The 13,265-nt window shown below is 66.1% G+C and carries 15 protein-coding genes; 14 read left to right on the forward strand and 1 reads right to left on the reverse strand.

The window, feature by feature from the left end; all coding sequences use genetic code 11:
• The first annotated feature begins 2 nt into the window (after positions 1-2).
• The 7 genes from trbF to PIGHUM_RS18360 all read left to right on the forward strand — a co-directional run bounded on the left by trbF (position 3) and on the right by PIGHUM_RS18360 (position 5,346).
• The gene (trbF, locus tag PIGHUM_RS18330) at positions 3-719 is read left to right on the forward strand and encodes a conjugal transfer protein TrbF (RefSeq protein WP_124081161.1); all 717 of its coding nucleotides are present in this window, start codon (positions 3-5) and stop codon (positions 717-719) included.
• Positions 716-1,720 (forward strand): P-type conjugative transfer protein TrbG, encoded by a 1,005-nt coding sequence (gene trbG, locus PIGHUM_RS18335; RefSeq protein ID WP_124081162.1) that lies wholly within the window; start codon positions 716-718, stop codon positions 1,718-1,720. Before trbF ends, trbG begins: the two co-directional genes overlap by 4 nt.
• On the forward strand, positions 1,717-2,955 hold the full coding sequence (locus tag PIGHUM_RS18340) for a TraB/TrbI/VirB10 family type IV secretion system protein (protein WP_124081163.1): 1,239 nt from the start codon (positions 1,717-1,719) through the stop codon (positions 2,953-2,955). The genes trbG and PIGHUM_RS18340 overlap by 4 nt, the downstream gene beginning before the upstream one ends.
• A gap of 4 nt (positions 2,956-2,959) precedes the next feature.
• On the forward strand, positions 2,960-3,172 hold the full coding sequence (locus PIGHUM_RS18345) for a DUF2274 domain-containing protein (protein WP_124081164.1): 213 nt from the start codon (positions 2,960-2,962) through the stop codon (positions 3,170-3,172).
• Positions 3,173-3,236: 64 nt separating this feature from the next.
• Entirely contained in the window at positions 3,237-3,527 is a 291-nt protein-coding gene (locus PIGHUM_RS18350) for a hypothetical protein (RefSeq protein WP_124081165.1), read from the forward strand.
• A gap of 145 nt (positions 3,528-3,672) precedes the next feature.
• Positions 3,673-4,638, forward strand: a complete 966-nt coding sequence (locus PIGHUM_RS18355) for a toll/interleukin-1 receptor domain-containing protein (RefSeq protein WP_124081166.1) — start codon at positions 3,673-3,675, stop codon at positions 4,636-4,638.
• A gap of 24 nt (positions 4,639-4,662) precedes the next feature.
• Positions 4,663-5,346, forward strand: a complete 684-nt coding sequence (locus PIGHUM_RS18360; protein WP_124081167.1) for a hypothetical protein — start codon at positions 4,663-4,665, stop codon at positions 5,344-5,346.
• Positions 5,347-5,363: 17 nt separating this feature from the next.
• Here PIGHUM_RS18360 and PIGHUM_RS18365 read toward each other — a convergent pair whose 3' ends face one another.
• The gene (locus PIGHUM_RS18365; protein WP_124081168.1) at positions 5,364-6,806 is read right to left on the reverse strand and encodes a tyrosine-type recombinase/integrase; all 1,443 of its coding nucleotides are present in this window, start codon (positions 6,804-6,806) and stop codon (positions 5,364-5,366) included.
• Between the two features lie 172 nt (positions 6,807-6,978).
• Here PIGHUM_RS18365 and PIGHUM_RS18370 point away from each other — a divergent pair, with 172 nt between their 5' ends.
• The 7 genes from PIGHUM_RS18370 to PIGHUM_RS18395 are packed head-to-tail and all read left to right on the forward strand — an operon-like array spanning position 6,979 to position 13,265.
• Positions 6,979-7,545 carry a hypothetical protein gene (locus tag PIGHUM_RS18370; protein WP_124081169.1) on the forward strand — a complete coding sequence of 189 codons (567 nt, stop codon included), beginning with the start codon at positions 6,979-6,981 and terminating at the stop codon, positions 7,543-7,545.
• A gap of 8 nt (positions 7,546-7,553) precedes the next feature.
• Positions 7,554-8,264 carry a hypothetical protein gene (locus tag PIGHUM_RS18375; RefSeq protein ID WP_148087261.1) on the forward strand — a complete coding sequence of 237 codons (711 nt, stop codon included), beginning with the start codon at positions 7,554-7,556 and terminating at the stop codon, positions 8,262-8,264.
• Entirely contained in the window at positions 8,261-8,986 is a 726-nt protein-coding gene (locus tag PIGHUM_RS18380; protein ID WP_124081171.1) for a hypothetical protein, read from the forward strand. Before PIGHUM_RS18375 ends, PIGHUM_RS18380 begins: the two co-directional genes overlap by 4 nt.
• A gap of 10 nt (positions 8,987-8,996) precedes the next feature.
• Complete coding sequence (locus PIGHUM_RS23955; RefSeq protein ID WP_160142345.1) at positions 8,997-9,179, forward strand: hypothetical protein; 183 nt, start codon at positions 8,997-8,999, stop codon at positions 9,177-9,179.
• Complete coding sequence (gene cpaB, locus PIGHUM_RS18385) at positions 9,176-10,162, forward strand: Flp pilus assembly protein CpaB (RefSeq protein WP_160142346.1); 987 nt, start codon at positions 9,176-9,178, stop codon at positions 10,160-10,162. Before PIGHUM_RS23955 ends, cpaB begins: the two co-directional genes overlap by 4 nt.
• A complete protein-coding gene (locus tag PIGHUM_RS18390) occupies positions 10,159-11,568 on the forward strand; it encodes a type II and III secretion system protein family protein (protein WP_160142347.1) in 1,410 nt (469 codons plus the stop codon). Before cpaB ends, PIGHUM_RS18390 begins: the two co-directional genes overlap by 4 nt.
• A complete protein-coding gene (locus tag PIGHUM_RS18395; RefSeq protein ID WP_124081174.1) occupies positions 11,568-13,265 on the forward strand; it encodes a TadA family conjugal transfer-associated ATPase in 1,698 nt (565 codons plus the stop codon). The genes PIGHUM_RS18390 and PIGHUM_RS18395 overlap by 1 nt, the downstream gene beginning before the upstream one ends.

Here is a 13,265-nt window from a genome sequence, read left to right on the forward strand (position 1 = left end):
CGATGCGCTTTCGGCGACCTTCCGTACATTATGGCAAGTCCCCCGAGCCGGTCACGCCGTACCAACGGGCGGCACAGGCCTGGGACGAACGGCTGGGCAGTGCCCGCGTGCAGGCGCGCAACTGGCGAGCGATGGCCTTTGGCTGCCTGCTGCTCGCCGGCCTGTCTACGGGTGACAGCATGTGGTGGCGGCTGCATCGCGCCGTGGTGGTTCCCTACGTGGTCGAGGTCGAACGCGCCGGCCAGGTGCGCGCGGTCGGCGAAGCCGCCACGCCGTACCGTCCCAGCGACGTGCAGATCTCCTTTCACCTGGCGCGTTTCATCGAGAACGTGCGCGCGGTGTCCATCGATCCCATCGTCGTGCGCAAGCAGTGGCTCGACGCCTACGCCTATACCACCGATCGGGGTGCGACCTTCTTGAACGAGTACGCGCGCCGGAGTGACCCATTTGCGCAGATCGGTAAGCGGTCGGTGACCGTGGAAGTGCCCAGCATCGTGCGGGCCAGCGATCGTTCCTTCCAGGTCCAGTGGGAGGAAAAGGCTTATGTCAACGGAACGGCGGCCGGCACCGAACGTTGGACCGCGATCTTGACTCTCGTGCTGCAGCCGCCGAACACGGAAGCCAAGCTGCGTGCCAATCCCCTGGGGATCTATGTGGACGGCATCAGCTGGAGCCGCCAGTTGTCCACGAACGCTTCGTCTGGAGGCACATCGCCATGAAAAGCTCCATTCCTACGCTTGTCGTGCTTGCCACGCTCGCCGGCTGCGCCTCGCGCGGCACGCCTCCCCCCGAAATCGCGCTGGACGTTCCGCCCGTTGCGCACAGCGAGCCGGTGGCGCTGCCCGAGCCGCCCAAGGCGGTCGAGATCGTGCCGATGCCGCAGCTGCTGCCTTTGCCGGGGCAGTTGAAGCCCGTGGCCCCGTCGCCGCCCGTGCCTGCGCCCACGCCCGAACCGGCCGATCCTGCTGCGCGTATCGCCCAGGCCAATCAGGAAGCGCGGATGGCGCCGAGCCGCGACGGCTTCATCAATGCCATCCAGACCTGGCCCTACAGCGAGGGTGCGCTGTACCAGGTCTACGCCAGTCCGGGGCGCGTGACGCTGATCCAGTTGCAGCCCGGCGAAAAGCTGATCGACGTATCTGCTGGCGACACGGTGCGCTGGATCGTCGGCGATTCTAGCAGCGGCAGCGGTGCCACCACGCGAGCCAACCTGCAGGTCAAGCCCATCCGGGCCGGGCTGAAAACCAATCTAATCGTGACGACCGACCGGCGAATTTACTTGTTGGAGCTGGCTTCCACCGAGTCGGCCTGGATGGCGTCGGTGTCCTGGGACTATCCTCAGGACCGGATGGCCGAACTGAAGAAGCGCAACGAAGAGGCCCAAACCTCCACGCCGTTGGACGCGGGCGTGACGGTGGAGCAATTGCGCTTTCGCTACGACATCACGGGCGACACGCCACCCTGGCGGCCGCTACGCGCCTTCGACGACGGGCAGAAGGTTTACATCCAGTTCCCGGCCGGCATCGCCCAGGGCGAGCTGCCGCCGCTGTTCCTGGTCGGCCCGAGCGGCGACTTGCAATTGGTGAATCACCAGTACCGGGCACCGTACTACGTGGTGGACCGGCTTTTCGGCGCGGTCGAACTGCGCCTGGGCGGCGACGATGCCAAGATCGTCCGCATCAGCCGCGACGATGTGGCCACGGCGCGGGGCGGATCATGAGCGAGGCGGTCGAAGCACCCGGCGCAGTGCCGCCCAAGCTGCCACCCGAATCGGTCGAGTTGCGGGCCGCGTCCCAGCCCGTGACCCGGCTGAACCGCCGCACGCTGGCCGTGGGAATCGGCGTCGTGTCCTTCGCGGTCCTGGGTGCCACCATCTGGTCGCTGCAGCCGCGCTCGCGCCAAGCAGGCGCGAGCGAGGAACTCTACAACGTCGACCGCATCTCGCAGGCCGAGGGGCTGCAGACGCTGCCGCGCGACTACAGCCAGGTGGCGCCTGCGCAGCCGGCGCCACCGCCCGTACTGGGCGAGCCGCTGCCAGGCGATCTCGGGCGGCCCATCCTGCGCGCCGAGCAGGAAGCCGGACTACGGCCGGCCGGCCCGACGGCGGCCGATGCCGAGCGCCAGGCGCGGGCGAAGGAAGCAACCGATGCGGCGCGAGCGCCGCTCTTCTACAAGTCCAGCAATCGCGGCGGTTCGCCGGCGAGCGCGGCTTCGACCGCGGACGCGGCGCCGGCAGGGCTCGCAGCTGCTGAGGGCGGTGCGGTCGATGGCGTGCAGACGCAGAACATGCAGGACAACAAGATCGCGTTCGCCGGCCAGGGTCGAACGGTCACGCAGAGCGCGCATGGCCTGGAAGCGCCTCGGAAACGCAACACGCTGATGGCAGGAACGGTCATCGCCGCCGCATTGATGACCGGCATCAAGTCCGACCTGCCGGGCGACATCATCGCCACCGTGACCGAACCCGTTTATGACAGCGCCACCCACAGTAACGTCCTCATCCCGCAGGGCGCGCGTCTGATGGGGCGGTACAACAGCCAGGTAGCCTATGGGCAAAGTCTGATGCAGGGCGTGTTGGACCGCATCGTCATGCCCGATACGTCATCTGTGGTGCTCGACAACCTGGCAGCCACCGACCCGGCAGGCTACGTCGGTCTGGAAGACGACGTGGACTGGCACTGGACCCGGATACTGGCCGGTGCGGCGCTGACGACGCTTCTGGGCGTGGGCGCCGAGCTGGCCGCCCCGCAGAACCAAGGCAGCGGCAACGGGCGCGTGGTCATCGCAACCCGCGACGGTGCGCAAGAAGCCGCGTCCCGACTCGGTCAGGAAATCACCCGGCGCAACATGAACATCCAGCCCACGTTGACGATCCGACCTGGAATGCCGTTGCGCGTGATCGTGAACCGGGACATCACGTTGCGGCCATACCGGCCGCTCTTCATCAACAGGTGAGACTATGCCTACGAAATTGCGGCTCGGGGCGCTGCCGAAGCAGGAAACCGTGAAGATGACGGTCAGCCTGCCAGCGGCGCTGAAGGCGGATCTGGAACGGTATGCCGCCATGCACAGCCAGCTTCATGGCGAAGAAGTCGACGCGGCGGCGCTCGCGCCGCATATGCTGGCTTGGTTCCTGAAGAACGACCGGGGATTCCGGCGACGGAACGGGTAGCGGCGCTAAATTGCAGCATATCCAAGAATACTGTATAAAAAATCAGTGTTCTATGGAAACAACCATGCAGTACGCCTACACCGTCATCTTGCATCATCCTTCGCTGCCGTGCGGCCTGTGCCAAGAGGCGGAAGTGCGGTATCGGCAGACGCTGGAATCCGCGCTGGGCGGCATCGATGGGGTGCTGAAGACGTGGCGGGCCTGGCAGGACGCCGAACATACGCTGGGTAGCCTGTCCGAAGAAACGTGGCGAGTGGCGCGGCAATGGCTGATTGCCGCCGAACGTGCGCGCCAGACTGCGCTCCAGGAGCTTGCCGGCGCCGCGGATGCGTACTTCGAGGTCCAGCGTGTGTAGCGACTCCCCTGTGGGACGATGTGTCATCTCCTTCCGAGGCGATGTATCATATTTTCACAATTTCCTTCCATGTCTGGCCAGCTCCTTACAAAAGTCTTTTCTGCGCTCTGCTGACGGACGGATACCACGCTCAAAAAGATAAAAAATGGCAAGCGTCTTCTTCTCATATAGCCACAAAGACGAGGAACTGCGTAATGAGTTGGAGACGCACCTTGCTTTGCTGAAGAATCAAGGATTGATTGATGCATGGCATGATCGCCGTATCGTGGCAGGCGACGAACTGGATGAATCCATTTTTGGGCAGCTCGAAACGGCAGATATCATCCTATTGCTCGTGAGCGCCGATTTCATCGCCTCGACGTATTGCTATTCAAAAGAGATGATGCGTGCGATGGAGCGCCACGCTGCCGGTGAAGCTCGGGTGATTCCGGTCATTCTCCGGCATTGCGAATGGGCTAGCGCGCCGTTCGGAAAATTATTGGCCGCGCCACGCGACGGCAGACCCGTGACCGCTTGGCCAGACCGCGATGAAGCATTTGCTGACGTTGCCAAGCAAGTGCGTCGTGCGATCGAAACGGGTCATTCGAGCGTGGCCAAGCCCACCAAACGGCCAGCCGCTCAAGGTGTGGCACCGATCACCGCGGCAGCCCCTGCGCCGTCGCCGCGTTCCAGCAATTTGCGATTGAAGCAGGTCTTCACGGAGAAGGACGCGGCCGACTTTGTGCGGTCCTCGTTCGAATTCGTATGCCGATTTTTTGAAGGCTCAATCAATGCTGTCCGCGAGCGGAACCCGGATGTCGATGGAACATTCGAGCGTATCGACTCGCGGCGTATGGCCGCGACCCTGTACCGGAACGGCAGCAGACTATCTGAGTGTTCGGTCCGGATAGATGGCTTCACCGGACGGGGCAGCAACTCTATTGCCTTTTCCTATGATGCATCAGCTAGTCAAGGGACGTTCAACGAAATGCTCACTGTAGAGGCAGGCGAGCAATCGTTGCATTTCAAGCCTATAGGTATGGCCTGGACCGGCGGGAGTCCTAAGAACCTATCCGAAGAAGGAGCCGCGGAGTTTCTATGGGAACTCTTCATTAAGCGGGCTCAGGGCTAGCCGCGGCGCTTCCGGAGTGTCCATATGAAAGCGTTGGATGACTACTTTTATGATGACGCCATCGAACGGGCGCTGGAACGCAAGCGCGTTAATCTCATCACTGACTACGATCTAACGACCAGACCTGCGCTCATCTGGCAGGGCAGGCCTGCTGAACCGCTCGGACTCGATGTTTCCCAAGAGGAACTTAAGAACACGCTCGGCGAAGGAGCCGAAGGCAAGTCGACAGACAACTGGTGGCAGGGGTTTTATTCAGGGCGGCGTGTCGCCGTGGTGTTTGATGGCTTAGCCTGCTCAACGTCGTTAGCCCAATATGACGCCGGATGGATAACCCAGTTGCATGAGGACGGTCAGTTGCTGGCCGGCCTGTGGACATTTCCGCAAGTGCAAGCGAGAAATTCCGACGCACCAACTCTTGTCCTCGCGGAGTTCCATCAGTCCGCATTTCACGATTTCGTGCGGCTAGCAGAGAAAATATATCGGGTCGCGGGCCACCGCGGCGCCGTCTTTGTGACGTGCACGATGCTGCAGGCTCACACCTTGCCTATGGCAAACAATAACGGCCGGACGCAGGTATCGCCGGTCAAGCGCCAGACGCTTCGGTGGCCAGTCCTGACAGTTGGCGATACCTTGTCGTTCGCCAAGGCCGGCGAAATGATGGCTGCCCGACTGATGAGGGCCTATGGCCTCACGCCAACCAATGCATGATGCCCGCGTAAAGTAAGTCAATTCTCTAGAAGTATTTCGTTCAGTCGCTGTTCTAGCTTCATCCGATCCGACGGTGACGAAGAGCGGTGCAGGCGAGTGATAAGCTGCTGCACGACGCGGGTGGCCAGGAAACTTTCCCGATTTGCCGCGAGATGGGGAGCGGTCATCCATTGCGTATGCGCGTGTGGAAGAAGGACGGTCGTGGGATCGGGGTCTACTGCATCCCGTTGCCAATCCTCCGGATGTCCAAGGAGCGCCATCAGATAGTCGCCCAGCAACTCGAATGCAGCCTGCCGGTCGTCCAGCCGTTGTTGTTTTTGATAGGTGTAGACCAAGGATTTGTCGCTGGTGCGGTGGTTCAAGCACATCTCGATCAATTCTTCCGGAACGCCAAGCTCCCCCATCAGCGTGGCGCCAGTGCGGCGCATGTCATGCATCACCCATTTGCCGTGAGGCATGATGAGCGTGCCGGCGTCTTCAATCGTGCTGTCCGGCTTTTGCCGCTGCGTGATCTGATGCGAGAACGAGGTGTTCTTTGCATGTGTGGCGCCCCGCGTTCCGGGAAACAGATATTCTGAGGTCCGATAGGGGGATTCTCTTAGCCGGCAAAGCCAGTAGAACGCGAAGTCCGATAGGTGGATCAGATGGGCACGCTTGGATTTGGTTTTGTCCGCTTCTAGGAACCACGTCCGTTGGTCCCAGTCGATGTCGTCTTCACGCAGTTGGGCAAGTTCGCCGGCTCGCGCGAGTGTGGACATCGATAGCCATATTCCCGCCTTGCACGCATTCGTCATGCGGATGGGATTGGCCAAGCGGTTGCGTAGCACGACGAGTTCGAAGGGGTACAGCACACGTTCCCGTACTACGTCGACTATTTCCAGATCTCGCTTGCGCAGGTTGCGAATCGGGTTTTGCGCGATCCAATGGCGACCCTCCGCATAGTTGAGCATTTGAACCAGGTCGATCAAGATGCAGCCAGCTTGGGCGGGGCGGCCAGCTTCCCGCAGGGTGTCAAGCAGGCTGATCAGTTTGTAGCGCGTCACCGTCGTTAGCAAATCGCCGCCGATAGAGGGAAGGATGTGCTTCTTCATCCGGCGTCCGCACGCATAGACGCCTCTGGCGTTGCGGCGCTTCGACAGCGACTCCCGTATCCATTGCTCGTAGGCTTGTTTAAAGGTCCTAGGAACGTTTTGCGGCTTGGAACGCGGGTCGATGCCATCTAGAAGCTGTCGTCGGCATTTCATCGCTTCGACCCGAGCTGCGGCTAGTGTCCTGGCCGGATAAGGGCCAAGCGATAGCTTGCCCTGTTTGCCGGATAGATCGGTGAAGCGGAACAGCCAGGTGCGCGTACCGCAGGCTTGAACCCGCAGGTACAAACCATTCCCGTCACTGAGCGTGTATTCCTTCTCGCGCGGCTTGGCGTTGGCGACTTGTCGATCGGTAAGGCGGTTCGTAGCCATTTTTACCCCGGTGAAAAGTTGACCCTATAGCTGTCCCCTAGGGTCAAGAATTGGGACGTTCACGCACGCGCTTTAGTGAGACTTCTTGAGTCAAAAATAGATTAACTAATTGATTTATAAGGAAAAGTCTATACGACAAACGAGCGCTTGTGATCCCTCGTGGAGTGGAAAATTGTGCTATTACCGCGAATACCCGATGGGGTGGGGAACGATTCGGACCGAAGGGGCGCCGCCCGCCGAAGATGCGCCGTACGTGGACGATCCGCCTGCGAATTTCGCCGACGAAGACTTCTGGCGCTGGGTCGCATCGCATACCGATTGGAGCCTGCTCGGCGGCTCTGCCAATCCTTTGGCCAACTCCTATGCGCAGGCCGATCCCATGGTGTGGCGCACGCGCGGACTGCCCGCGTACATGGAACTCGCCCAGGCGGGCCAGGGCGACGGCGGTCCGGCATTGCGGTTCGCCGTGCGCGCGCGCCGCGCAGCGTCGGCCTTGGCGACGACGGACGCGCGCGGCCCGCGCATCGGCACGGGCCGCCTGGCATTCGCCAGTCCGCTTCCAGGTGGGGAAATGGCCGCCGTGGCGGCGGCCGAGACCTACTATCGCCGTCCGGACGCGCGGGCCGATGGCCGCGTGGAACTGCCCAGCCTGTTCATGCCCTATTGGCAGGCGCGGCTGAGCCCGGTGGCTCCGGCGGAGCGCGGGCTTGCCTGGGCCCGGCAGGGAGCCGGGCAATGAGGCGCGCGATGGAACGCTTCCATGGACACGGCCAAGCCATGGCCGAGGCCTTGCTCGCCCTCGGGGTGCTGGGGTTGCTGCTGGTGTTCGGCGCGTCGGTGGGGCGCCTCCAGGATATCGCCCTGCAAACGGCCTACGCCGCCCGGCACGTGGCTTTCGCGGTGGCGCTCGACGCGCCGGAGCACGAGCGGCAGGAAGCGGCGGCGCGCTTTTTCTCCGGGCCTTTGCATGCGTGGCGCAACCACGATGGCAGCCCGCTGCTGGCCGGCCCGGAGCCGGTCCGCCTCGTCGTGTTCAGGCAAGCGGACGGCTTGCCGGCCGGCGCAGAGGTGGGCGGGACGGATGTCCATGCAAGCATGCTGCGGACCGAATTGCTGCCGGGATACCAGGGCCTTCGGGCAGGCCGGATCGACGTGGCGCCGCGTTTGTCCACGGCTGCCGCGGCAGCTTCGTGGCCGGCGATGGACCTGGTGCTGTCGAGCCGCTACGCCATCCTGGCGGGAGCCGGCGAGGCGGACAGCGATGCCGATGTCCAGGCGCGCCTGGGCGCCGCTCCCCGAGCCTGGCGCGATGCGGCCGAGGCCACCGGGAGGGCTGGCCGAGGGGTGTCGGCGCTCGGCAGGGTCGATGCAGGATGGGGGCGTCCGGCGCCGCAATTCGATTGGCTTTCGGCGTGGGCGGGGCTGGTTCCGGCGGATCGCCTGGGAGCGGGGCGATGAGCCGCGCCGTGTCCGTGCTCCGGCACATGGCGCACCGGCATTCGGTACAGGACGCACGGCATCGCCTGCTCCGGCGGCGCTGTTTGCGCAGCCTGGCTGCCGGCCCGCTGGCGCTGCTGGCCAGCCCGAGGGCGGCCAGGGCGATGCCGAAGCTGCCTTCAGGGGCCGCCGATCTGGGGTGGAACGGGCGCATGCGCATCAATGGCCGCGACATGGACGTACGGCTGTTTCGCGTATCGATGCCGCCTTTTGCGGCGGCCGCCGCGCTGTCCCAGGAAGGCGGGGAACGGCCGTGGCTGCTGCCGCTGCCGGACGGCGTCATGGTGATGGGCATGCAGCAGGGGCGCATGTGGCTGGTGCAGTTGCGCGCGGCGGGGCCGCAGGCCAGCCAGGGCATGGCCGCCGCCGAGATCGGAGGCAGGCCTGCGCCGCGGGCGGCCATGCCCGCATGGGTGCCCGCCGGCGCGGTGCTGCTGCTCGATGCGCAGACGGGAGAGGGCGGCAGCCGTGTCGTCCAGCAAATCTATGCGCACGCGTTCGCCGCGCCCGTCTTGTCGAGGTCGCTGGAGGCGCGGCTGCGGGGAGCCGGATGGCATCCGGACGAGGCTGCGGGCGCCGGACGCCAGTGGCGGCTGGGCGGGCGGCGTCTGTGGACCGTGGTCGTGGCGCGGTCGCCGGGCAGCGGGCTGCTGGCCGTCGAGGCCGCGGCCGGTCAACGTTGAAGGGGAAGCGATGCTTGCGAGAGCAACCTGGCCGCAGCGCGGCCAATCGGCGGTCGAATACCTGGTGGTCGTCGTGCTGATGCTGGGCATAGGCGGATGGATGGGGGGCGGGGGCGGCCTGCTGGAAACCGTGCTGCAAGCATTGCGCGGTTTTCATTTCCGATTCGCCGCGGTGCTGGCGCTGCCGCTATGAAGCGATTGCCGATACGCCTGCGGGTGGACCGGAAGTGGTGGGTGCTGGCCGTGGCGCTCGCCGCCGGCGGCGCTGCCGCCTGGCTCAGCCAGCGCCACATCCAGGCCCGCATCGACGCGATCGAGGCCGAAGGCCGCGCCTCGCGCACGCAGGTCGTGGTGGCGGCGCGCGATCTCGAGCCGGGGATGCGGGTCTCGGCCGAATCGGCCGCCGTGCGCGAACTCGCCCGCGATTGGCTGCCGGCCGATTTCATCGACCCGTCGCGCTTCCACGAAATCGAGGGCGCGGCGTTGGCGCAGCACGTGCGCGCCGGTGCGCCGCTTCTCCCCGCGCACCTGGAGAACGAGCGCCAGGCATTGGCGCAGCGGCTGGAACAGGGACGGCGGGCAGTCACGATCCCGGTCGATGAGATCAGCTCGGTATCCGGGCTGCTGGAGCCGGGCGACCTGATCGATCTCTACGTGTCGCTGGAACATCGCGGCAAACGCGTAACGGTGCCGTTGCTGCAGAAAATGCGGGTGCTGGCCACCGGGCACCGCACCGAGATCCCGGGGGGCGGCGCGGAAGCCATGCGCGGCGGCTTCTCCACTGTGACGCTGGACGCCACGCCGGAAGAAGCCGTCAAGCTCATTGCCGCGCGCGAAGGAGGGGTGGTCACCGCGATGCTGCGCCGCCCCGGCGACGGCAGCCCCGCGCCGGCGCAGGCCAGCGGCGACCTGCCCGCCATGCTGGGGCTCAAGGAGCCCGCTGCGCCGGCCATGCCGCGCAAGCCTTCGAGCGCCTCCGTCATTTACGGCGACCGCATGCCGCGGCGTATTCCCGGGCTGGGCGAGGAGGCGGCGGAAGAGGCGGGCATGGCCCTGGGCCAGGATGCGTGGATGGGGACGGCGCGCGATGCGTCGATGCGGCGATGGGAGCCGGCGCTGCCGCGGCATGCCGCGCCGCCGCCGGCACAGGGCGCGGGGCCGGAGGCGCAGCCATGACACGATGGCGAAAGCGCGCGGGGCCCATGGCGTGCTGGGCGCTGCTGGGCCTGCTGCCGGGCATGGCGTTGCCGCAGCAGCCCGAATGGCCGGCCTGGCTGGCGGACGAGGGCGATGCTGCCGCCCGGGCCGGCTTTGCCGCCGGCAGCGATTTGCCCGATGTCGAGATGGCGATTGGCGAAACCCAGGTGTTTCCCGCGCCGGAGGTCGGCCGCGTGGCCGTGGGCAACGGCCGGGTCATCAGCGCGGCAACCGCCGACGAACGCGAAGTCGTGGTATTCGCCAATGACGTGGGCAGTTCGTCGCTGGTGATCTGGGACCGCGCCGGCGCCATGCGGCGCATGCGCATCCAGGTCGTGGCGGCGCCGCCGGCCCGGGCCCAGCGCGAAATCTCGGCCTTTCTCGCAGGCATGCCGGCGGTGCGCAGCCGCGCCGTCGGCGACAAGATCATCATCGAGGGGGAAGACCTCGGCGAGGCCGACCAGGCGCGCGTGGCCCTGCTGGCCAAGCGCTATCCGCAGGTCGTGGATTTCACCAGCCAACTGGGCTGGGAGCGCATGGTCATGATGGACGTCAAGGTCGTCGAGATCCCGCGCTCGCGCCTGCGGGAGCTGGGCGTGAAATGGAATGGCGCGAGCACGGGCGGCCTGAACGCCGGGCTGGCCTGGGACGCGGCGGTCGGACGGCCCTTGCGCGCAGCAGCGGGAGACGCCTCGCAGCGCCCGGGGGAAAGCCCGGTGGCGCTGCCTTTTCCGTCGACGTCGCCGGCCGGCTACCTGGGCATCAATGCCTTGCTGTCGGCGCAGATCCAGGCCCTGGCGCAGCGCGGCGAGGCCGTGGTGCTGGCGCAGCCGCAGCTGTCCGCGCGCAGCGGCTCGACCGCGCGTTTCCTGGCGGGCGGCGAAGTGCCCTACGCCACGATCGACAAGAACGGCGCCACCAACACGACCTTCAAGCCCTATGGCGTCACCTTGCAGATCGCGCCGCGGGTGGACGCCAGCGGCACGGTGCGCTCGGTCATCGACGTCGAGGTCAGCGCGGTCGATCCATCGGTGGCGGCCACCGGCGGCCCGGCGCTCAAGGTACGGCGCACCTCCACCGAATTCAACGTGCGTTCGGGCGAGACCCTGGTCCTGAGCGGTTTCCTGTCGCGCGAACAATCCGAGGACCTGGACGGGCTGCCCGGCCTGTCCGCCCTGCCCATCCTGGGGCCCTTGTTCGGATCCCGGCGCTTCCAGCGGCGCGAAACCGAACTGGCCATCTTCGTGACGCCGACCGTGGTGACCCAGCGCAACCCGGCGCTGACGGAAAGGATAGAGCGGGGCGAGCGCGTGCTGCGCGAGACGTTCGGCCCGGAATGGCTGAACGTGCCGGTGCGGCCGGACGAGTTTTTCGAGGAGCGATGATGCTGGACGTGGATGTGCTGACGGGCGAGGAGGGCGCGGTGCCGCTGCGCGTGGCGGCGCCGGTCGTCATAGGGCGCGGCGAAGGCTGCGGGATCAGGCTGAAGCACTGGCGCGTGGCGCGGCGGCACGCCAGCCTGGCGCTGCGGCCGGAAGGCGTGTTCGTCGAGGACCTCGGGTCGCTGGCGGGCACGCAAGTCAACGGCAGGCGCATCGTGCAATATGGCCCGCTGCTGCCGGAGGACGAAATCTTCATCGGCATGTCCATGCTGCGGGTGAGGGTGGCCCGGGATGCGCCGCCGTGCCCCGACGACGGCGGCCAGGGAGGCGCGGGCGGCGCGGCGAGCATGCCGGCGCCCGGCGCGGCGCCGGCGCACGCCATGCCCGCGGCGGATGCGGCCCAGGCGGAGTGGCGCCGCAGGCTGCACGTGCGGCTGCTCGATGCGCTCGACCTGCGCCGGCGCGACGTCGAGGCCATGAGCGATGCGGCCCTGAGGGCGGAAGCCGACCGATTGCTGGAAGGGCTGATCCAGGAAGCCGACGGCGACATCCCCGCCAGCCTGGATCGCGAGGCGCTGCGCCGGCAAGTGGTGGACGAGGCGGTCGGGCTGGGGCCGCTCGAATCCCTGCTGGCCGATCCGGCCATATCGGAGATCATGGTCAACCGCTACGACGAACTCTATGTCGAGCGAAAAGGCGTGCTGGCCCGGCACCCGGCGGTATTCAGCAGCGACCAGTCCGTGCTGGGCGTGATCGAGCGCATCGTGTCGCCGCTGGGCCGGCGCATCGACGAAGCCTCGCCCATGGTCGATGCGCGTCTGCGCGACGGCTCGCGGGTTAACGCGGTCATCGCGCCGCTGGCGCTCAAGGGGCCGGCCCTGACCATACGCAAATTCCCGGCCCGCCGCATGCAGATCGGCGATCTCGTCGCGGGAGGATCGCTCGACCATGCGATGGCCGAGTTCCTGCAACTGTGCGTGGAACGGCGCAAGAACATCGTCGTGTCGGGCGGCACGGGCTCGGGCAAGACCACGCTGCTCAACATCCTGTCCAATTTCATTCCGGCGGCCGAGCGCGTCATTACGATCGAAGACGCGGCCGAATTGAAGCTGGCGCACGAGCACCTGGTCGCGCTGGAGGCGCGGCCGGCCAACCTGGAGGGCCGCGGCGCGGTGTCGATACGGGATCTGGTGCGCAATGCGCTGCGCATGCGTCCCGACCGGATCGTGGTGGGCGAATGCCGGGGCGCCGAGGCGATCGACATGCTGCAGGCCATGAACACCGGTCACGAAGGTTCGCTGACCACCCTGCATGCCAATACGCCGCGCGACGCGATGTCCCGGCTGGAGACCATGGTGTTGATGGCGGGCATGGACCTGCCGCTGCAAGCCATCCGCGAACAGATCGTGTCGGCCGTGGACATCGTGGTCCAGCAGAGCCGATCGGCCTCAGGGCACAGGCGGGTGACCGCCATCGTCGAGGTCTGCGGCCAAGAGAGCGGACGCATCCAGTTGCAGGAGCTGTTCCGCTTCGAGCGCCCGCGGCCGGCCGAGCCCGACGGGCCCGGATATTTCCAGGGGGGCGAGCTGATGCCCAGCTTTTTCGACGAATGGCGCGACAGCGGCGTGGACGTGCTGCCGCAATTGTTCTGCGGGCGCACGCCGGCTCCGCAGGCGCCGCTCCGCGCCATGGACAACTGA

The sequence above is a fragment of the Pigmentiphaga humi genome (assembly GCF_900606115.1).
Taxonomy (GTDB): Bacteria; Pseudomonadota; Gammaproteobacteria; order Burkholderiales; family Burkholderiaceae_B; genus Pigmentiphaga; species Pigmentiphaga humi.